Genomic DNA, 15,019 nt, shown 5'->3' with positions numbered 1-15,019 from the left:
CGCTCTTCGCGGATAAATCCGCTCCTACCGACCGTGCATACAGGGTCGTAGGGCGTACTCGCGGAGCAGTACGCCATTCTGGAATACGATGATGGGTTGCAGAGCCACCGGCGGACTGTTCGCCTAGGCTCCTGAGTCCGCCCTACGGCCAGAATGCGCGGATGCCCGCAACGCCCTGGGCGCCAATCTGCCAGGCGCGCTCGATATCGGCCGGGCCGATACCGCCCAACAGGTAAGCCGGCAGGTTGAAATGGGTCAGCATCTCGCTTGCTGCCTCCCAACCCAGCGGCAGTGCTTCGGGATGCGTTGCGGTCGCCTGCACCGGCGACAGGGTGACGAAATCCACACCCATCTGCGCTGCCAACGCCAGCTCCTCGGCACTGTGGCAGGAGGCTGCCAGCCAGCGATGCTCCGGGAAAGGCCGGCCGCCAGCGGCATGCTTGCGCAACTGCTCGGCAGTCAGGTGCCAGCCTGCCGCCGGAAAGTCGCCCAGCCATTCCAGCGGTCCCTTGAGCATCAGTTGCGCCTTGCCGGCGCACAGGCCCTGCACGTCGACAGCCAGGTCGCGGTACTGCGGGTCGAACATGTTCGGCGCACGCAGCTGAATCAACCGGACACCCTGCGCCAGGGCACTGCGGATGCCGGCCAGCAGCTCGCTCGGTTCCAGGCCGTCCGGGGTGATCAGGTAACGATCTGGCAGGCGCGCGGCGGCGACTATGGGCTTGTTGGCAGCGGGAAACTCGTACTCCGGAAGTTGCCGCTCGCTGACCCAGGCCAGCGGCTGGCCTTCTGCGCCATGTGGCTCACCGCTGAAGGTCAAGACTTCCCAGACGTCCAGCAACACCTGCTTGTCCGGGTAATCGTGGCGAATCTGAATCAGCGCACGCGCCGCTTGCGGACGGATGCCAAGCTCTTCCTGCAACTCACGGTCGAGGGCGACGCGCACTGCCTCGCCCTCTTCCACCTTGCCGCCGGGAAACTCCCACAGACCACCCTGGTGCTTATCCTGCGGGCGCTTGGCAATCAGGATGCGTCCATCGACACCCCGAATCACCGCTGCGGCGACATGAACACGCTTCACCCCTTTACCTCCTGCAATGCTGCCTGATACCAGCGTTGGAACGCCGGCCAGCGATAGATGGTTTCGACATAAGCCGCAGCTGCTGTCGGTAGCGCCACACGATAGCTGCGCAGTCGCGCGGCGACCGGTGCGTAGAAGGCATCGGCGATACTGACCTGGCCGAACAGGTAGTTGCCGGTACTGGCGTATCGCTCGCGGCAGCCGGCCCAGATCGCGCAGATGCGGTCGATATCGGCCTGCGCCTCGTCAGGCAGCTCGGCCAGCGCCTTGTCCCGGGCCAGATCCATGGGTAGATGACTGCGCAGCGCCGTAAAGCCGCTGTGCATTTCCGCACAGATACTGCGCGCCAAGGCGCGGGCCTGACGCTCCTGCGGCCACAGCTGCGCCTCGGGATAACACTCGGCCAGGTACTCGGCAATCGCCAGGGAATCCCACACCGCCCCCCGCTCGGTCAGCAGAACCGGCACCTTGCCGGTGGGCGAATAGCGCAACAGTTGTGCGCGGCTATCAGGCTGAAACAAACGCACCCGCAGCTCTGCGCAGTCGGCACCGGCCAGATCGACCGCGAGCGCCGCACGCAGAGACCAGGAGGAATAGTTCTTGTCGCCAACCACCAGTTGCAGTGCCATCTCGCGTGTCCTCGGGAATGAAGTCGCTCGACGTTAAAAGCCCGACCACCGAATAGCAAATTCCCGCGCGTCATGAGGTCATGAGGCGCGGGAATAATATACGGCCGAGACTGATCAGGTGCGGTATTCGGCGTTGATCTTGACGTACTCGTGGGACAGATCGGTGGTCCAGATGATCTCGCTACAGGCACCGCGCCCCAGTTCGATGCGGATGGTGATCTCCTCACGGGCCATCACCGCTGCGCCTTGCTCTTCGGTGTAGGTAGTCGCACGGCAGCCCTTGCTGGCGATGCAGACCTCACCGAGGAATACATCGATCTTGCTTACGTCCAGCTGTGACACACCGGCATAGCCGACAGCCGCGAGGATGCGCCCCCAGTTCGGGTCGGAGGCGAACAGCGCGGTCTTGATCAGTGGCGAATGGGCCACGGCGTAGGCGACGTCCAGGCACTCCTGATGGGTGCCACCCCCGTTGACCTGCACGGTGACGAACTTGGTCGCACCTTCGCCGTCACGCACGATGGCCTGCGCCACTTCCATGAAGACGTCGAACACCGCCTGCTTGAGCTTGGTGAACAGCTCACCAGAGGCTTCGCCGATCTCAGGCAGTGCGGCCTGGCCGGTAGCGATCAGCATGCAGCAGTCGTTGGTGGAGGTATCGCCGTCGATGGTGATGCGGTTGAACGATTTGTTCGCCGCGTCGCGCACCAGATCCTGCAGCACACCTTGGGCGACCTTGGCGTCAGTGGCGATGTAGCCGAGCATGGTGGCCATGTTCGGACGAATCATGCCAGCGCCCTTGGAGATGCCGGTGACGGTGATGGTCACGCCGTCATGCTGGAACTGACGGCTGGCGCCCTTGGGCAGGGTGTCGGTGGTCATGATGCCGGTGGCGGCAGCTTCCCAGTTGTCGGCCTTGAGGTCATCCAGCGCAGCCTGCAACGCGGACTCGATCTTCTCCACTGGCAACGGCTCACCGATCACTCCTGTGGAGAACGGCAGCACGGCACTTTCGGCCACGCCGGCCAGCTCGGCCAAGCGGGCACAGGCGCGGCGCGCACGAGCCAGGCCGTCGGCACCGGTACCGGCGTTGGCGTTGCCGGTATTGGTCAGCAGATAGCGCACCTCGCCGCCCAGACGCTCGCGGGTGATCAACACCGGAGCTGCGCAGAAGGCATTGGTGGTGGTCACCCCGGCGATACGCGAGCCCTCGGCACAGCGCATCACCACCACGTCCTTGCGACCGGGGCGCTTGATGCCGGCCGAGGCGATGCCCAACTCGAAACCAGGAACCGGGTGCAGGGTAGACAGCGGGCCAAGACCAACAGCCATGAGATGCGCTCCTTCAGATATACGGTGATCGCTTCGGCGACCAAATGAGATGGTAAAACGCCGCGAGCGGCTGAGCCGTTCGCGGCGTTGTCAGGGCGCTGGCAGCATAGCCGAAGCGCCCGCTACTGCAAGAGTCCCAAACGGGCCGGTGATCAGCCGATCTGACCGTGGCAGTGCTTGTACTTCTTGCCCGAACCACAAGGGCACGGCTCGTTGCGACCAACCTTCGGCTCGGCACGCACCGGAGCGGCAGCCACGGCAACGTCGCCCTCTTCGCCATTGCTCTCTTCCGCCGCCAGGGCCGAGGCGTCGGCATGCTGGAACTGCATGCGCTCTGCCATGGCTTCGGCTTCACGACGCAGACGGGCCTCTTCTTCGGCCGGGTCTTCGCGACGGACCTGAACGTGGCTGAGAACGCGTATGGCGTCGCGCTTGATCGACTCCAGCAGCTCCTGGAACAGGGCGAAGGACTCGCGCTTGTATTCCTGCTTGGGGTTCTTCTGCGCGTAGCCACGCAGGTGAATACCGTGACGCAGGTGATCCATGGTAGACAGGTGGTCTTTCCACAGGTCGTCCAGCACGCGCAGCAGAATCTGCTTCTCGAAGGTGCGTAGTGCCTCGGCGCTGGCCTGGGTTTCCTTCTCGTTGTAGGCAGCCAGCAGCTCGGCGAGGATGCGCTCGCGCAGGGTTTCCTCGTACAGCTTGTCGTCTTCGTCCAGCCACTGCTGGATCGGCAGCTTGATGCCAAAATCGCTCTGCAGGGTGGACTCCAGACCGGCGACATCCCACTGCTCCGGCATCGACTGCGGCGGAATATGGTTGTTGACTGCGGTGGTCAGCACCTCCTCGCGGAACTCGGCGATGGTGTCGCCAACGTTCTCGGCAGCCAGCAGGCTGTTGCGCATGTGATAGATCACCTTGCGCTGCTCGTTGGCCACGTCGTCGAATTCGAGCAGTTGCTTGCGCATGTCGAAGTTGCGGCCTTCGACCTTGCGCTGGGCCTTCTCGATGGCATTGGTGACCATGCGGTGCTCAATGGCCTCGCCGGACTGCATACCCAGAGCCTTCATGAAGTTCTTCACCCGATCCGAGGCGAAGATGCGCATCAGGTTGTCTTCCAGCGACAGGTAGAAGCGGCTGGAACCCGGGTCACCCTGACGGCCGGCACGGCCACGCAGCTGGTTGTCGATACGGCGCGATTCGTGACGCTCGGAGGCGATCACGTGCAGGCCACCGGCCTCGATCACCTGCTGGTGACGCTTCTGCCACTCGGCCTTGATCTGCGCGATCTGCTCGTCGGTGGGGTTTTCCAGGGCAGCGACTTCCACTTCCCAGTTGCCGCCGAGGAGGATGTCGGTACCACGACCGGCCATGTTGGTGGCGATGGTCAGCGCCCCCGGACGACCGGCCTGGGCGATGATCTCGGCCTCCTTGTCGTGGAACTTGGCGTTGAGCACCTTGTGCTCGATACCTTCCTTGTTGAGCAACTGGCTGACGTACTCGGAGGTTTCGATGGTCGCAGTACCGACCAGGATCGGTCGGCCCTGGGCCTGGCAGTCCTTGATGTCGGCAATGATCGCCTGATACTTCTCTTCCTGGGTCAGGTAGACCAGGTCGTTGAAGTCCTTACGCGCGATCGGCTTGTTGGTCGGAATCACCATCACGTCCAGACCGTAGATCTGGCGGAACTCGAAAGCCTCGGTATCGGCAGTACCAGTCATGCCGGAGAGCTTGTTGTAGAGGCGGAAGTAGTTCTGGAAGGTGGTCGAGGCGAGGGTCTGGCTCTCGGCCTGGATATTCACCCCTTCCTTCGCCTCGATGGCCTGGTGCAGGCCCTCGGACAAGCGACGGCCCGGCATGGTGCGGCCGGTGTGCTCGTCGATCAGGATCACCTGGCCGTTCTGCACGATGTACTCGACATTGCGATGGAACAGCTTGTGCGCACGCAGGCCGGCATACACGTGGGTCAGCAGGCCGAGGTTGTGCGCCGAGTAGAGGCTCTCGCCTTCGGCCAGCAGGCCGGCTGCGGTAAGCATCTCCTCGACGTACTGGTGGCCGGCTTCGTTGAGTTCGACCTGACGGGTTTTCTCGTCGACCTTGTAGTGACCTTCCTGGGTCACCACACCTTCCTCTTCCTCGATGTGCTGCTTGAGGCGCGGAATCAGCTTGTTGATCTCGATGTACAGCTTGGAGCTGTCTTCGGCCTGGCCGGAAATGATCAGCGGGGTACGTGCTTCGTCGATGAGGATGGAGTCGACTTCGTCGATCACGGCGAAATTTAGCTCGCGCTGGAACTTGTCTTCCAGGCTGAACGCCATGTTGTCGCGCAGGTAGTCGAAACCGAATTCGTTGTTGGTACCGTAGGTGATGTCGGCAGCGTAGGCAGCGCGTTTCTCTTCCGGCGGCTGGAAGGGGGTGACGATGCCCACGGAAAGACCGAGGAACTCGTACAACGGACGCATCCAGTTGGCATCACGACGTGCCAGGTATTCGTTGACCGTGACCACGTGCACGCCCTTGCCGGACAGTGCGTTGAGGTAGACCGCCAGGGTACCTACGAGGGTCTTGCCCTCACCGGTACGCATCTCGGCGATCTTGCCTTCGTGCAGGGTCATACCACCGATCAGCTGCACATCGAAGTGGCGCATGCCCATCACCCGCTTGCCGGCCTCACGGGCCACGGCGAAGGCTTCGGGAAGCAGCTTGTCGAGGGTTTCGCCCTTGGCCAGACGCCCCTTGAACTCTTCGGTCTTGCCACGCAGCTGCTCGTCCGAGAGGGCGATCATCTGCTCTTCGAGGACGTTGACGGACTGCACCGCCTTGAGCATGCGTTTGACTTCACGCTCATTCTTGCTTCCGAAAAGTTTTTTAAACAGAGGCGCAAACATATCGACAGGATCTTCCGGCGAATGGATGGAGGTCGGCGCAAATCGCGACCTGGCAGCCTGCATGGCTGCGGGCGAAGGGGGCATTCTACCCGGAAAACCCAGGGAGGAAAGTGACGTTGTCAGCCCGTTGCTGCCGCGTGATGGCGCAAGCCACGCATCCCGGCAAACCGTGGGCGCGGCGTGAACGGTTATATGAGGGTCGCATGCTGGCAATTCAAGGGCAGCGCGAAAGCGGCATGCTTACTCGACGCCATTGGCACGCGCAATGTACAGCGCGGGATTGACCTGACGGCCATCCTTGCTGACTTCGAAATGCACGTGATAACCGGTGGAACGTCCAGTACGACCTACCCTGGCGATGGTCTGGCCACGCTGCACCAGGTCACCGATCTGCACGGTGTTGCTCTGGTTGTGGGCGTAGAGCGTGACGTAGCCATCGGCGTGGCTGATTTCCACGGTATTGCCGTAACCGCTCTTCTTGCCGGAGAAGGTCACTACGCCTGCGGCCACGGAAACCACATCGCTACCGGGCTTGGCGGCGAAATCCATGCCCTTGTGCACACTGGCGCGCCCGGTCAGCGGGTGTACACGCCGGCCGAACGGTGATGACACATAACCTTGTAAAACCGGGCGACCGGAAAGGGTTTCGGCCTCGCTCAAGCGACGTTCGCCAAGCAGTTGCTCCAGTACTTCCAGTTGCTGCTCGCGGCTTTCGACACGCAGGGCGAGTTCATCCAGCGCGTTCATGAAAGGCGGTGGTGCATAAGCCGAAACACCCAACGCATCTTCCGCACCGCCCTGGCCAACGCTCAGGGAGAAGTCGAATTCACCGGCATCCAGCTCCGCCAACTCCGTGAGGCGCTCGCCCAGAGCATCGAGCCGGGTAAGGCGCGCCTGCAACTCGGCGACGTGCACAGCGAATGCATCGAGCTGACGCTGAGCATCCTGACGCACGGCGCCAACCTGCTCGCGTTGCTGATCGAGTGCCTTGGCCAGCGAGGCGTCGACCACCGGTTCGGCTGTCAGCCACTTGGCACCCAACGCGGCACCGGCGCCAAGGCTCAGGACCAGCAACAGGACAACCGATAGCAGCAACCAGCGCAGGTTTAGATGGATCGTTCGCGCCGAACCATGACGACTGTTGAGCAGAATGATATGCATGGTTTCCCCATTTCGCAGAACGCAGGCCGGCAGCACGCTCTGCTACCATGACGACTCTGCAACCAAAGGCCTCCTGCCATGACGTTTCGTCCCTTGCCGGCCCAGGCACCCGCTAAGCTGTTACGCGAAGCCAAGCCCCTGAAAGCGCTGTTCGGTCAGGCGCAACGCCTTACCCACCTGCAGCGTCTTGTCGAAAGCCAGCTACAGCCCGCGGCCCGGGAACACTGTCATGTAGCGTCCTGGCGTGAAGGCTGTCTGCTATTGATCGTGACCGATGGCCACTGGGCAACACGCCTGCGTTATCAGCAAAGAAGACTGCAACGACAACTACAGGCACTCGAAGAATTCGCGACCTTAACGAAAATCCTGTTCAAGGTGCAACCTCAAGGGGGGCAGAATCGTGGAACCGGTCGCACCCTGCACTTGTCCAATAGCGCCGCACAAAGCATCCAAGCGACCGCCGAAGGTATCAGCGACCCCAGGCTGCGCGCCGCATTGGAGCGTCTGGCCAGCCATACACAGAAAGGCGAATAGCACGCCTGCTCCGTTCGTCGGCGTGCCTCACCTCGCCGCACTCGCCAGGTAAATAGCGCCAGAAATTCCCCGACGATTATTCGGCTTGCCACAAGACTGGCAAGTTTGTGTGCGTATCGCTTACTGACTTATCACTATTACCGCGTGCGCTGAGCGTTTGGCTTTTGCTCTTGAAGCGCGATCTCACAGACGACGCACAAGCCCCCTTCAGGAGGCCGAGTGGAATCGCTGCGTAAGGGGTTGAGCGACATGGATGTCGCGAGAGCTGCGATGGGCCAGGGATGGCCCTTCGCAGCGGCCCCTCGAGCAGTGATGGAACGAGGGAACCCCGGCGCAGCCGGGGCCGGATGGCGGGGTGCCCTTCTCTTTGGTTACTTTCTCTTGGGCAAGCAAGAGCTACGAAGCGCAGCGAAGTAACAGCCGCAGGCTGGCCCGAAGGGTGAGCGCAACGAATCAAGTGACTCGCCCGTAAGGGGCGAAACCTATCAGATCAGGCGACGCGCCAATGGATAGTGCCAATACCGAAAGCACACATTTATTTGCCAGTCCGGTGGCAAACGTATCCCTCCGCAAAAAGCGAAGAACCATAAAAAAGGCCACCCGAAGGCGGCCTCAAATAAAGCTGGAAAGAGAGTAGGTTTACACCGCCGCAACCGGGCGCATGTAGGAGATCGGTGCGAGCTTGGCGTCCTCGAAGGTCACCATTTCCCAGGCATCGGTCTGTTCGATCAACGTGCGCAGCAAACGATTGTTCAGCGCGTGACCCGACTTGAAGCCCTTGAACTCGCCGATCAGGCTGTTACCCAGCAGGTACAGGTCGCCGATGGCGTCGAGAATCTTGTGTTTGACGAACTCGTCCTCGTAACGCAGGCCGTCCTCGTTGAGCACGCGATACTCGTCGACCACGATGGCGTTTTCCACACTGCCGCCGAGCGCCAAGTTCTGCGAACGCAGGAACTCGATGTCACGCATGAAGCCGAAAGTGCGGGCCCGGCTGACTTCCTTGACGAAAGACGTGCTGGAGAAATCCACACTGGCGCTCTGCGTACGGTTGCGGAACACGGGGTGATCGAAGTCGATTTCGAAGCTCACCTTGAAGCCGTCGAAAGGTACGAAGGTGGCGCGCTTGTCGCCCTCCTCCACGGTTACCTCACGCAGGATGCGGATGAACTTCTTCGGCGCTTCCTGCTCCTGCAGGCCAGCGGATTGAATCAGGAATACGAAGGGACCGGCACTGCCATCCATGATCGGTACTTCGGACGCGGAGAGCTCGACGTAGGCGTTATCGATGCCCAGGCCTGCCATGGCCGAAAGCAGATGCTCTACCGTGTCCACCTTGACATCACCATTGATCAACGTAGTCGACATGGTGGTTTCACCGACATTCCCGGCCAGTGCGCGGATTTCCACGACTGGGTCGAGATCGGTACGACGAAACACGATACCGGTGTCCACCGGTGCCGGCTTCAGGGTCAGGTAAACCTTCTCCCCCGAATGCAGGCCAACGCCGGTGGCACGGATGATGTTCTTCAGGGTGCGTTGTCTGATCATGGCTTGGCCGCTATATCGCTAGTTGCGAACTGTTTTCAACAATGGTCGGGAATGATAGCAGAACCGACCTTTGCTGAACACCAATCACCCATATACTCCTGATAAATTCCATCAATCAGCCTGGCGACGCAGGAAAGCAGGAATATCCAGGTAATCCAGATCGTCCTGGGTATTGAGCTTGGCTGCAGTGGCCGCGCCGCTGTGGCTCTGACGCTGTACGGTCGGACGCTCGTAGTCCTTGTAGTTGACCGACTGCTCGCTACGCGGCTGCGCGGCGGGCTGCTGGGCGACCGGCTGGCTGACGGCGACCTGCACAGTGTTATCGACCACCTTGACCGGTTTTTCCATGCGCGCACCAAGGCCGGTGGCGACCACGGTAACGTGCAGCTCATCACGCATATCGGCATCGATCACGGTGCCGACCTTGACGGTGGCCTGCTCGGAAGCGAACTGCTCGATGATGCTACCCACGTCGGAGTACTCGCCCAGGGACAGGTCCGGACCGGCAGTGATGTTCACCAGGATGCCGCGAGCGCCCTGCAGGTTGACGTCTTCCAGCAGCGGGTTGCGGATAGCCGCTTCGGTGGCTTCACGCGCACGGTTCGGACCGCTGGCGCAGCCAGTGCCCATCATGGCCATGCCCATTTCACTCATCACAGTCTTCACGTCGGCGAAGTCGACGTTGATCATGCCCGGACGCTTGATGATGTCGGAGATACCGCGCACGGCACCGGCCAGCACGTCGTCAGCCTTGGCGAAGGCGGACAGCAGGCTGGCATCCTTACCGAGGATGGTCAGCAGCTTTTCGTTGGGGATGGTGATCAGCGAGTCGACGCTCTCGGCCAGCGCACGGATGCCTTCATCGGCGATGACCATGCGCTTCTTGCCTTCGAACGGGAACGGACGGGTGACCACGGCCACGGTCAGGATGCCCAGTTCCTTGGCCACCTCGGCGATCACCGGAGCCGCGCCGGTACCGGTACCACCACCCATGCCGGTGGTGATGAACACCATGTCGGTGCCTTGCAGCACTTCGGCGATGCGCTCGCGATCTTCCAGCGCGGCCTGACGACCGACTTCAGGATTGGCGCCAGCACCCAGCCCCTTGGTCACGCCTGGGCCGAGCTGCAGCACGGTGCGCGCACCGATGTTCTTCAGTGCCTGCGCATCGGTGTTGGCGCAGATGAACTCGACACCCTCGATGTTGCTGACAGCCATGTGATTGACTGCGTTACCGCCGCCACCACCGACACCGATGACCTTGATCACCGCGCTTTGTGGAATGTTGTCTACTAGTTCGAACATGATCCCTCTCCTTCCTTTCTAGTTGTGTAACGCCTACTGCAAAATTTAGAAATTGCCTTGCACCCAACGCTTGATGCGTTCGAGTACCGGGGTTTTGCTCTCGTCCTGATAGGGACTGCCCACCGACATGGAAATGCCGTCGTTCTGCTTCTGCAGCCCGTACAACAGCAAGCCCACACCGGTGGAATAAATCGGGTTGCGCACGACATCAGCCATGCCCTTGACGCTATGCGGCACGCCGAGACGTACCGGCATATGGAAGATTTCCTCGGCCAGTTCCACCGCACCTTCCATCTTCGCCGTACCGCCGGTCATGACGATGCCTGCGGGAATCAGGTCTTCGTAGCCACTGCGACGCAGCTCGGCCTGAACCAGGGTGAACAGCTCGTCGTAACGCGGCTCGACCACTTCGGCCAGGGATTGGCGCGAGAGGTCGCGCGGCGGACGATCGCCGACGCTCGGCACCTTGATGGTCTCGCCAGCACCAGCCAGCTTGGCCAGGGCGCAGGCGTAGCGGATCTTGATCTCCTCGGCGTACTGGGTCGGCGTACGTAGGGCCATGGCGATATCGTTGGTCACCTGGTCACCGGCAATAGGGATCACCGCGGTATGGCGAATCGCGCCCTCGGTGAAGATGGCGATATCGGTGGTGCCACCACCGATGTCCACCAAGCACACGCCCAGCTCCTTCTCGTCCTCGGTCAGTACCGAATAGGCCGACGCCAGTTGCTCGAGAATGATGTCGTCGACTTCCAGGCCGCAACGGCGCACGCACTTCTCGATGTTCTGTGCGGCATTAACGGCGCAGGTGACCACGTGCACCTTGGCCTCCAGACGCACACCGGACATGCCCAGCGGCTCGCGCACGCCTTCCTGGTTGTCGATCACGTAGTCCTGCGCCAGGGTGTGCAGCACGCGCTGGTCCGCCGGAATGGCCACGGCCTGCGCTGCGTCGAGCACACGCTCGATATCGGCCGGGCTCACTTCGCGGTCGCGGATGGCGACGATGCCGTGGCTGTTAAGGCTGCGAATGTGGTTGCCGGCCACGCCGACGAAAGCCGAGTGGATACGGCAACCGGCCATCAGCTGCGCTTCTTCCACAGCACGTTGAATCGAAGCCACGGTGGACTCGATGTTGACCACCACGCCCTTCTTCAGCCCGCGCGACGGATGGGTGCCGATGCCGACGATTTCCAGCTGGCCGTCGGCCGCCACCTCGCCCACCAGGGCAACCACCTTGGAGGTGCCGATGTCCAGGCCAACGATCATCTTGCCGCTCTGCGCGCTACTCATTAGTCCTGCCTCTCCTCAATTCACTTTCTGCTCGGCCGCGGCCGGCTCCACCGGCTCGCGCCAGGCCACGGCCAAGCCGTTGGCGTAACGCAGGTCGATGCGCGCGATATTCGCGCTTTGTTCCTTCAGCTCCCGCTCGTAGATGGCGGCGAACCGACGCATTTTTTCCACCACGTGATCACGTCCCAGCAGGATGTCGATACGCTGGCCGCTGGCATTCTCGGTGGCCGAGAGGAACCAGCTGCCACGTTCACGCAGTTGCAGCCCGACCACGGTGAAGCCCATCGGCCGCAGCAACTGGCTGAGCATCTGGTATTGCTGCATCACCTTCGGCTGCGCCCGCTTCGGGCCGGACAGCTGCGGCAGGTGCTGGTAGTTGTCCAGCTCCTGCGGCGCGAAGGCCTGGCCCTGGTTGTTGAGCAGCGCCTCGTCCCCCCAGCGGGCGATGGGCAGTTGTTCTTCCAGACGCACGTCGATCTGATCCGGCCAGACGCGACGCACTTCGGCGTGGGCAATCCAGGGCATGCGCTCAAGCTCTTCGCGCATGCCACGCAGGTCGACACTGAAGAAGCTCGCCTCGATGAATGGCGCGATCCGCCGCTGCACCGCCTGCTGGCTGACGTAGGCCAGATCACCCTGCACGCTGATCCGCGCGATCGGGCGGTCGGCGTAAGGCAGCAGACGCTGCGCACCTTCATAGGCGCCAAAGCCCAGACCGACCAGCAGCAGCGGCCAGAGCAAACGCCCGACCCAGGAAAAATCCGGCTTGGGCATGCGCAGGCGCATCGGCTCCTTGGCCACCAGACGGCTGGCGCCACGCGGCGCGGGCTTACCGCGCAACGGAGCCCTCAGCGTGTCCTGATGACGCAAAGCCACTGTCATGACTTAACCCCTCGCCTCGACGCTGTCGGCCAGGATCGCCAGCACCAATTGCTGGAAATCCAGGCCGGCGGCGCGCGCGGCCATAGGCACCAGGCTGTGATCGGTCATGCCCGGTACGGTGTTCACTTCCAGCAGCCAGAACTGGCCGCTGGCATCCTGCATCACATCAGCGCGCGCCCAACCCTGAGTACCCACGGCCTCGCAGGCACGTGCGGTGAGCGCCTTCAACTCGGCTTCCTTCTCCGCGGACAGGCCGCAGGGAATACGGTACTGGGTGTCATCGGCCAGGTACTTGGCGTCGTAGTCGTAGAAGGTGTGCGGTGTACCGAGGCCGATGGGCGGCAGCACTTCACCACGCAACACGGCGATGGTGTACTCGGGTCCGGCGATCCACTGCTCGACCAGCACCTGGCTGTCGTAGCGGGCCGCGTCCTGCCAGGCAGCGACCAGCGCCTCGACGCTCTCGACCTTGGCCATGCCGATGCTCGAGCCTTCGTGGGCCGGTTTGACGATCAGCGGGAAGCCCAGTTCAGTGGCGGCAGCCTCGCAATCGGCCTGCGAAGTCAGCACGGCATGGCGCGGCGTCGGCAGGCCGAGACTGTGCCAGACCTGTTTGGTCCGCAGCTTGTCCATAGCCAGCGCCGAAGCGAGGATGCCGCTACCTGTATAAGGAATGCCGGCGCACTCAAGCAGGCCCTGCATCGAGCCGTCCTCGCCACCGCGGCCGTGCAGCACGATGAAGGCGCGGTCGATCTTCTCGCTGTTCAAACGAGCCAGGAAATCATCACCCACGTCGATGCCGAAGGCGTCCACGCCAGCCGCCTGCAGGGCGCTGAGCACGGCATTGCCGGACTTCAGCGACACCTCACGCTCGGCGCTCTTGCCGCCGAACAGCACGGCGACGCGACCGAAAGCCTTGGGATCGAGGGTACTGTGCAAACTCATTTCGACTCCCCCACGAACAGTGGGTGCTTGATCAATTGCGGTGCTACCGCGCCAATATCACCAGCCCCCTGGCACAGCAGGATGTCGCCGGCACGCAGCAGCGGTTTGAGCAGCGGCGCCAGGTCGGCACCGCGCTCGACATAGATCGGATCGAGCTGGCCGCGCTGGCGGATGCTGTGGCACATCTGCCGGCTGTCGGCACCGGGGATCGGCTCCTCGCCGGCCGGGTAGACCTCCACCAGCAGCAGTACATTGGCCTCACCCAGCACCTGCACGAAGTCGTCGTACAGATCGCGGGTGCGACTGTAGCGGTGCGGCTGGTAGACCATCACCAGACGGCGCTCCGGCCAACCGCCACGTACGGCCTTGATCACCGCGGCCACTTCACGTGGGTGATGACCGTAGTCATCCACCAGCATCACGCTGCCGCCGTCCACCGGCAGTTCGCCGTAAACCTGGAAGCGCCGGCCGACGCCCTGGAAGCCGGACAGGCCGCTGACGATGGCGGCATCGTCGATGCCTTCGTCAGTGGCGATGGCAATGGTTGCCAGCGCGTTCAGAACGTTGTGATTGCCCGGCATGTTCACCGACACATCGAGCGGCTCGCAGTCCGGACGCAGCACGGTGAAATAGGTGCGCATACCTTCCTGGCGCACGTTGATCGCGCGCACGTCGGCGTCGTCGGAGAAGCCGTAGGTCACGGTCGGACGGCCGACCTGTGGCAGCAACTCGCGCACCACCGGATCGTCAACGCAGAGCACGGCCAGGCCGTAGAACGGCAGGTTGTGCAGGAACTCGATGAAGGTCTTCTTCAGCTTGTTGAAGTCGCCGCCATAGGTGCTCATATGGTCGGCGTCGATATTGGTGACCACCGAGACCATCGGCTGCAGATGCAGGAAGCTGGCGTCGCTCTCATCGGCTTCAGCGATCAGGAAGCGGCTGGAGCCCAGCTGAGCATTGGTACCGGCAGCGTTCAGACGGCCGCCGATGACGAAGGTCGGATCGAGGCCACCGGCAGCGAACACCGAAGCCAGCAGGCTGGTGGTGGTGGTCTTGCCATGGGTGCCGGCCACGGCGATGCCATGACGGTAACGCATCAGCTCGGCGAGCATCTCCGCACGCGGTACCACCGGAATGCGGCGCTCCAGCGCGGTGGCGACTTCCGGGTTGCTGGTGTTGACGGCGCTGGAAACCACCAGCACGTCAGCCTGCTCGGCATTCTCTGCGCGATGCCCGATGAAGATGGTGGCGCCGAAGTTTTCCAGGCGCTCGGTCACGGCCGAGGCCTTGAGATCGGAGCCAGACACCTCGTAACCCAGGTTGAGCAGCACTTCGGCGATCCCGCACATGCCCACACCGCCGATACCGACGAAATGAATGCGGCGGATACGGCGCATACGCCGTACTTCGGCCTTGAC

The 15,019-nt window shown here is 62.5% G+C and carries 12 protein-coding genes; 1 reads left to right on the top strand and 11 read right to left on the bottom strand.

What is annotated here, in order from left to right; genetic code table 11:
• Nucleotides 1-142: 142 nt before the first annotated feature.
• The 5 genes from EL191_RS05190 to EL191_RS05170 all read right to left on the bottom strand — a co-directional run bounded on the left by EL191_RS05190 (nucleotide 143) and on the right by EL191_RS05170 (nucleotide 7,091).
• Nucleotides 143-1,081, bottom strand: a complete 939-nt coding sequence (locus EL191_RS05190) for a Nudix family hydrolase (protein ID WP_017361314.1) — start codon at nucleotides 1,079-1,081, stop codon at nucleotides 143-145.
• Nucleotides 1,078-1,710 (bottom strand): glutathione S-transferase family protein, encoded by a 633-nt coding sequence (locus EL191_RS05185; protein WP_041976992.1) that lies wholly within the window; start codon nucleotides 1,708-1,710, stop codon nucleotides 1,078-1,080. The genes EL191_RS05190 and EL191_RS05185 overlap by 4 nt, the downstream gene beginning before the upstream one ends.
• A 114-nt stretch (nucleotides 1,711-1,824) precedes the next feature.
• Nucleotides 1,825-3,042, bottom strand: a complete 1,218-nt coding sequence (gene argJ / locus EL191_RS05180; RefSeq protein ID WP_041976989.1) for a bifunctional glutamate N-acetyltransferase/amino-acid acetyltransferase ArgJ — start codon at nucleotides 3,040-3,042, stop codon at nucleotides 1,825-1,827.
• Between the two features lie 152 nt (nucleotides 3,043-3,194).
• On the bottom strand, nucleotides 3,195-5,930 hold the full coding sequence (gene secA / locus EL191_RS05175; protein WP_041976986.1) for a preprotein translocase subunit SecA: 2,736 nt from the start codon (nucleotides 5,928-5,930) through the stop codon (nucleotides 3,195-3,197).
• A 240-nt stretch (nucleotides 5,931-6,170) separates the two neighbouring features.
• Nucleotides 6,171-7,091 carry a M23 family metallopeptidase gene (locus tag EL191_RS05170; RefSeq protein ID WP_041977178.1) on the bottom strand — a complete coding sequence of 307 codons (921 nt, stop codon included), beginning with the start codon at nucleotides 7,089-7,091 and terminating at the stop codon, nucleotides 6,171-6,173.
• A gap of 78 nt (nucleotides 7,092-7,169) precedes the next feature.
• On the opposite strand from EL191_RS05170, the gene EL191_RS05165 reads away from it, so the two are divergent.
• Nucleotides 7,170-7,625 carry a DUF721 domain-containing protein gene (locus tag EL191_RS05165; RefSeq protein WP_041976983.1) on the top strand — a complete coding sequence of 152 codons (456 nt, stop codon included), beginning with the start codon at nucleotides 7,170-7,172 and terminating at the stop codon, nucleotides 7,623-7,625.
• A gap of 639 nt (nucleotides 7,626-8,264) precedes the next feature.
• On the opposite strand, the gene lpxC is transcribed toward EL191_RS05165, so the two are convergent.
• The 6 genes from lpxC to murC all read right to left on the bottom strand — a co-directional run bounded on the left by lpxC (nucleotide 8,265) and on the right by murC (nucleotide 14,998).
• Nucleotides 8,265-9,176 carry a UDP-3-O-acyl-N-acetylglucosamine deacetylase gene (gene lpxC, locus EL191_RS05160; protein ID WP_013714156.1) on the bottom strand — a complete coding sequence of 304 codons (912 nt, stop codon included), beginning with the start codon at nucleotides 9,174-9,176 and terminating at the stop codon, nucleotides 8,265-8,267.
• A 111-nt stretch (nucleotides 9,177-9,287) separates the two neighbouring features.
• A complete protein-coding gene (gene ftsZ, locus EL191_RS05155; protein WP_013714155.1) occupies nucleotides 9,288-10,481 on the bottom strand; it encodes a cell division protein FtsZ in 1,194 nt (397 codons plus the stop codon).
• Between the two features lie 45 nt (nucleotides 10,482-10,526).
• Nucleotides 10,527-11,774, bottom strand: a complete 1,248-nt coding sequence (gene ftsA / locus EL191_RS05150; protein ID WP_013714154.1) for a cell division protein FtsA — start codon at nucleotides 11,772-11,774, stop codon at nucleotides 10,527-10,529.
• Between the two features lie 15 nt (nucleotides 11,775-11,789).
• Complete coding sequence (locus EL191_RS05145) at nucleotides 11,790-12,656, bottom strand: cell division protein FtsQ/DivIB (RefSeq protein ID WP_013714153.1); 867 nt, start codon at nucleotides 12,654-12,656, stop codon at nucleotides 11,790-11,792.
• A gap of 3 nt (nucleotides 12,657-12,659) precedes the next feature.
• Nucleotides 12,660-13,601, bottom strand: a complete 942-nt coding sequence (locus EL191_RS05140; RefSeq protein ID WP_041976977.1) for a D-alanine--D-alanine ligase — start codon at nucleotides 13,599-13,601, stop codon at nucleotides 12,660-12,662.
• The gene (gene murC / locus EL191_RS05135) at nucleotides 13,598-14,998 is read right to left on the bottom strand and encodes a UDP-N-acetylmuramate--L-alanine ligase (RefSeq protein WP_217997019.1); all 1,401 of its coding nucleotides are present in this window, start codon (nucleotides 14,996-14,998) and stop codon (nucleotides 13,598-13,600) included. The genes EL191_RS05140 and murC overlap by 4 nt, the downstream gene beginning before the upstream one ends.
• Between the last annotated feature and the right edge of the window lie 21 nt (nucleotides 14,999-15,019).

Source organism: Pseudomonas mendocina, assembly GCF_900636545.1.
Classification (GTDB): domain Bacteria; phylum Pseudomonadota; class Gammaproteobacteria; order Pseudomonadales; family Pseudomonadaceae; genus Aquipseudomonas; species Aquipseudomonas mendocina.
The sequence above is the reverse complement of the archived record's forward strand: the minus strand, read 5'-3'. Positions and strand labels throughout refer to the sequence as shown.

What these genes read in the sequence shown, in the direction of transcription:
- secA (WP_041976986.1), bottom strand. Translation starts at nt 5,930, where the DNA reads ATGTTTGCGCCTCTGTTTAAAAAACTTTTCGGAAGCAAGAATGAGCGT.
- murC (WP_217997019.1), bottom strand. Translation starts at nt 14,998, where the DNA reads ATGCGCCGTATCCGCCGCATTCATTTCGTCGGTATCGGCGGTGTGGGC.
- EL191_RS05165 (WP_041976983.1), top strand. Translation starts at nt 7,170, where the DNA reads ATGACGTTTCGTCCCTTGCCGGCCCAGGCACCCGCTAAGCTGTTACGC.
- ftsZ (WP_013714155.1), bottom strand. Translation starts at nt 10,481, where the DNA reads ATGTTCGAACTAGTAGACAACATTCCACAAAGCGCGGTGATCAAGGTC.
- argJ (WP_041976989.1), bottom strand. Translation starts at nt 3,042, where the DNA reads ATGGCTGTTGGTCTTGGCCCGCTGTCTACCCTGCACCCGGTTCCTGGT.
- EL191_RS05145 (WP_013714153.1), bottom strand. Translation starts at nt 12,656, where the DNA reads ATGACAGTGGCTTTGCGTCATCAGGACACGCTGAGGGCTCCGTTGCGC.
- EL191_RS05140 (WP_041976977.1), bottom strand. Translation starts at nt 13,601, where the DNA reads ATGAGTTTGCACAGTACCCTCGATCCCAAGGCTTTCGGTCGCGTCGCC.
- EL191_RS05170 (WP_041977178.1), bottom strand. Translation starts at nt 7,091, where the DNA reads ATGCATATCATTCTGCTCAACAGTCGTCATGGTTCGGCGCGAACGATC.
- EL191_RS05185 (WP_041976992.1), bottom strand. Translation starts at nt 1,710, where the DNA reads ATGGCACTGCAACTGGTGGTTGGCGACAAGAACTATTCCTCCTGGTCT.
- ftsA (WP_013714154.1), bottom strand. Translation starts at nt 11,774, where the DNA reads ATGAGTAGCGCGCAGAGCGGCAAGATGATCGTTGGCCTGGACATCGGC.
- lpxC (WP_013714156.1), bottom strand. Translation starts at nt 9,176, where the DNA reads ATGATCAGACAACGCACCCTGAAGAACATCATCCGTGCCACCGGCGTT.